This window comes from Devosia sp., from assembly GCF_028290435.1.
Taxonomy (GTDB): domain Bacteria; phylum Pseudomonadota; class Alphaproteobacteria; order Rhizobiales; family Devosiaceae; genus Devosia.
In genome coordinates this window covers 1-2,649 of record NZ_JAQGJV010000023.1, presented here as the reverse complement: position 1 = coordinate 2,649, position 2,649 = coordinate 1, and the positions used below count along the sequence as shown (strand labels likewise).

Sequence of the window (2,649 nt, the reverse complement as noted above, 5' to 3'; positions counted from 1 at the left end):
CACGAACCGGGGCCGGCTCGATCTTGATGATCGCTGGATCGTAAGTAACCGTCAGATGCAGATTGGCCTGCGTGAAGGCCGGAATGCCCTTGACCAGCACGTCGGCAAAGAGGATCGCCACAAAGCCCAATGCCAGCACGATGGCGCCGAGGCCCGACCATTTGAAGATGGCCTCGGTGGTGTGCCGCTTGCGCAGGCCGTCACGGATCAGTTTGGTGCGGTCGCGTGAGGCCTGTAGGCCAGTCGAGATCGCGGAAGCTGTTGTATTGGCCATGATTATTCGTACTGCTCCCGGAAGCGGCGGACGATGTAGAGCGCGACAATATTGAGCACCAGGGTCATCACGAACAGGGTGAGACCCAGCGCGAAGCCGACCAGCGATTGCGGCCCGGCGAAATCGGTATCGCCGGTGAGCTGGTTGACGATCGAAACGGTGATGGTGGACACCGGCTGCAGCGGATTGCCGCGCAGGACCGGGCTATTGCCCGCCGCCAGCACCACGATCATGGTTTCACCAATGGCGCGGCTGATGGCGAGGAGGAAGGCGCCGACAATACCGGGCAGAGCGGCCGGCAGCAGCACGTTGCGGATGGTTTCGGACTTGGTGGCGCCCAACCCGAAGGCACCGTCGCGCATCGCCAGCGGCACCTGGTTGAGGATGTCGTCAGAAAGCGAGGAGATGAACGGGATGATCATGATGCCCATGACGATACCGGCGGTGAGCGCGCTGGTGGCGCTGACCTGCAGCCCAATGGCGCCGCCGATACCGGCCAAGAACGGCCCAACCGTCACCAGGGCAAAGAAGCCATAGACGATGGTGGGGATACCGGCCAGGATTTCGATGATCGGCTTGACTACGGCGCGTACGCTGCGCGGGGCATATTGGCTGAGATAGACCGCCGTCATCAGCCCGACCGGGACCGCCACCAGCATGGCGATGATCGAGACCATCAGCGTGCCAGTCAGCAGCGGCAGGATGCCGTATTGGCCGGCATCGCCCGAAGCCGTGGTGGCGAATTTGGGGGCCCAGACGGTGCCGAAGAAGAAATCCGCGGGGCTGATGAAGGTGAAGAACTTGAAGGCCTCGGTGACCAGCGAGGCAACGATGCCCACCGTGGTCAGGATGGCGATGGCCGAGCACAGCAGCAGCAGGATCGTCACGATCCGCTCCACGCTATTGCGGGCGCGCAGGCGGGCGGTGATCTTGCCGCGGGCATAGAGCAGCGCCAGGATGCCGGTGCCGGCCGCCGCGGCGATCACCACGAGGAAGGTAATGAACTGGAACTGGCGCAAAGCCTCGCCGGCGCTCTGTTCGTAAGGCTGCACCTCGCCGGCAACGCCATAACCCGAGGCAATCGCCTGGACCCGCTGCATGACCCCGTTGAGGCCAGCCTGGTCGAGGCTCATCACCAGATCGGAAGGGAGCTGGGAGACGATGTAATTGTGGGTGACGCTGTCGCTGAAATAGGCCCACAGCCCCACCACAAGCAGGGCGGGAATGATGGTCCAGATCGCGACCAGCGAGCCATGGTATTGGGAACGGGAATGAACCTTGACGCCATCGGCGGTCACCAGGGCGCGGCTCTTGGACCACCCCATCTGATAGGCGACGCCGAGGAGAACAATCAGCAGGCCGGCAATTATCAAGGAGTTCACGATGTCACGCTTTCCCGGGGGCCGAAGAGGATAGGCTGCGCTCGGATGAGCGCAGCCCGGGTCGGATCAATCAGAACTTGGTCGGGCCGGCGGTGAAGGCAGCCAGGACTTCAGCGGTCTTGTCGGCTGGCTGCGGGATCAGGCCAGCGTCTTCCAGGATACCGCCCTCGCCCGAAACGCCTTCGGACAGGAAGTAGGAGACGTAGTCTTCGATGCCGGGGATCTGGCCGATGTGAGCGCCCTTGACGTAGAAGTAGAGCGGACGCGACACAGGGTATTCGCCGGAAACGACGGTGTCATTGGTCGGCACGACGCCGTTGACGGTCGCGACCTTGAGGGTGTCCTTGTTCTCGTCATAGAACGAGAGACCGAACACGCCGACGGTGTCGGGATTGGACTTCAGGCGAGCCAGGGTTTCGGTGTAGTCGCCGGAGATCTCGACAACGACGTCCTGACGGAACGTGGTGGTGGCAGCGAGCTTCTGCTCGTCGGTCAGGTCAGCAGGCAGGCCGGCTTCTTCGGCGCCAGCATCGACAACCTTCTGCTGGAACACTTCACGCGTGCCATGGTTGGAAGCCGGGATGGCCAGGGCGATCGGCTGGTCAGGCAGCGACGCGTCGATATCGTGCCAGTTGGTGTAGGGGTTGGCGACGAGCTTGCCATCGACTGGAACCTGAGCGGCAATGGCCTTGTAGACCATCAGCGGGGTCAGCTTGAAATCGCCCTTGGTGGCTTCCGAGGCGAACACGATGCCGTCATAGCCGAACTGGACTTCGCGGATATCGGTCACGCCATTGGCGGCGCAAGCTTCGACTTCGCTCGACTTGATCGGACGCGAAGCATTGGCGATATCGGTGGTGTTGAGATCAACGCCTTCGCAGAACTGCTTGAGGCCAGCGCCCGTGCCGCCCGAACCGACGACTGGCGTCTTGAACTCGGGGAAGGTGGCGCCGAATTCTTCGGCAACGATCGAGGCGAACGGCAGCACGGTCG

Annotated in this window: 3 protein-coding genes; all 3 read right to left on the bottom strand. The window is 62.7% G+C overall.

Going from position 1 to position 2,649, the window contains the following annotated elements:
- Positions 1-274: DUF3333 domain-containing protein (locus tag JWP26_RS06485; protein ID WP_299724886.1), on the bottom strand; the 274-nt coding region annotated here is incomplete at its 3' end.
- Positions 275-276: 2 nt separating this feature from the next.
- Positions 277-1,659, bottom strand: coding sequence for a phosphate ABC transporter permease subunit PstC (pstC, locus tag JWP26_RS06480; protein ID WP_299724888.1), 1,383 nt, complete (start codon positions 1,657-1,659; stop codon positions 277-279).
- Between the two features lie 67 nt (positions 1,660-1,726).
- A partial coding sequence (locus tag JWP26_RS06475; RefSeq protein ID WP_299724884.1) for a substrate-binding domain-containing protein occupies positions 1,727-2,649 on the bottom strand: 923 nt, incomplete at its 5' end.